Here is a 1,918-nt window from a genome sequence, read left to right on the forward strand (position 1 = left end):
GCACCTCCAGCGGGCGCATCAGGCACTTCAAGGCGGGCGACCGCAGGAAGCGCAGCAGCTTTGCCAAGCCGTTCTAAAGGCCAAGCCGTTGCAACCGGATGCGATGCACCTGCTTGGCCTTGCGCTGAAGGCCATCGGAGATCGGGATGGGGCACTACAGGCACTGCAGGGCTCTCTTCAGGTCCGCCCGCACCAACCTCAGCTGCTGAACAATCTGGGCAATCTGCTCTCCGACATGGGGCGTACCGATGAGGCGCTTGCCGCCTATCGGCAGGCACTCGGACAAGAGCCGCGGTTTCTCGATGCCTGGATCAACTATGGTCTGACCGCCATGGCGACGGGACAGAGCGCCGAAGCCATCCATGCTCTCACACAGGCCACGCAAGTCAATCCCAACAGCTCCAAGGCGTGGATGTCGCTGGGCAGCGCGTATCGCAAGGCCGAGCGGCTTGACGATGCAGTTCTGGCCCTGCGCAAGTCGCTTCAGCTGGCACCCAACAACGGCCGCTGCTGGCTCAACCTGGGTGTCGCCCTTCGACTGAACGGCGAGCCTGACGCGGCGCTTGAATGCTTTGCCAAGGCCGAACAGGCTGGCTTTACCGGGCCGGAACTGGCGGACGGGCGCGCCAGCGTCCTGCTGGACCAGGGACGCACCGCGGATGGCATCAGCGTGTACCGGCAGATCAGCCAGGCCACGCCGACCTATGCTGCCGCTCACACCGCCCTCGCCAAGCTGATCTGGGAACAGAAGCTGGCCGAAGACCCCACAGCCAGCATGCGCAAGGCGCTGGCTGAACATCCGAGAGATGCCGCGCTCTGGCAGGCGCTGTTTGGCATCCTGCTGCCAATGGAGCGGTGGGATGATACCGTCGCCGCCATCGGCGAGGCACGTAGCACTCTGGGCGATCTTTCGCTGCTCGATTATGTCGAGGCCATGGCCCGCGACGGTCTTGGCGAGGGTGAGCGCACATCCTTGCTGTTCGAGAGAACCATCGCGGCCCGGCCAACGGATGAAAATGCCCGCGCCGCTTACGCCCGCCATCTGCTACGGCTGAAGAAGCCTGACGCTGCCGCTCTTCAGGCGGAAGAGGCCGCACGCATCAACCCGGACAGTCAGTTCGCCTGGGCCTATCTCGGCACCGCCTGGCGCCTGCTGGATGATCCGCGTGAGCACTGGCTGCATGATTACGAGCGCCTGGTCATGCCGCTGGAGCTGGACGTTCCTGACGGCGTTGGCGATCTGCCATCCTTTGCCGCCATGATAGAGGCCGCGCTGCTGCCGCTGCATCGCAGTGTTCAGCATCCGCTCGACCAGAGTCTGCGCGGCGGCACGCAAACGGAAGGCTCGCTGTTCGTTCGCAAGGATCCGGTAATTCAGACGGTCAAGCGCCAGATTGAAAATGCGATCGGTGAATATGTGCGGCGTCTGCCGGATGATTCGTCCCACCCCCTCCTGCGGCGCAAGTCAGAGCGGGTGCGCTTCACCGGTTCGTGGTCCGTCCGGCTGCGCGGCGGCGGCGGGCACCATGTAAACCACCTACATTCCATGGGGTGGATCAGTTCGGCCTTCTATGTTCAGCTTCCCGCCTGCATGGGCACTGAGGCCAGTGTATCCAATGCCGGCTGGATCCAGTTCGGCGAGCCGCCGGTCGAGCTCGGCCTTGGTCTGCCGCCGCGCCGGGTGGTGAAGCCGGAAGTGGGACGGCTCGTGCTCTTCCCGTCCTACACTTGGCACGGCACGGTGCCGTTTGAAGACGACGGCACCCGCACGACCATTGCCTTCGACGCTGTGCCCGTCGCCTGACCTGAATTTCCCTGCACTATTGAACGAGCTGCAAGCTGCGTCCGCGGCAGGCTACTGCGCGTCGCTCGCTGTCATCGCCCTTGTCCTGTCCCCAAAAAAAGAGTGGCGGGGGGT

At 64.1% G+C, this 1,918-nt stretch carries 1 protein-coding gene; it reads left to right on the forward strand.

What is annotated here, in order from left to right; translation table 11 throughout:
• Positions 1-1,804, forward strand: a 1,804-nt coding sequence (locus tag VIG90_RS12535; RefSeq protein WP_331593859.1) for a tetratricopeptide repeat protein, incomplete at its 5' end; no start/stop codon positions are given.
• Between the last annotated feature and the right edge of the window lie 114 nt (positions 1,805-1,918).

This window comes from Pedomonas sp., assembly GCF_036515995.1.
Taxonomy (GTDB): Bacteria; Pseudomonadota; Alphaproteobacteria; order Sphingomonadales; family Sphingomonadaceae; genus Pedomonas.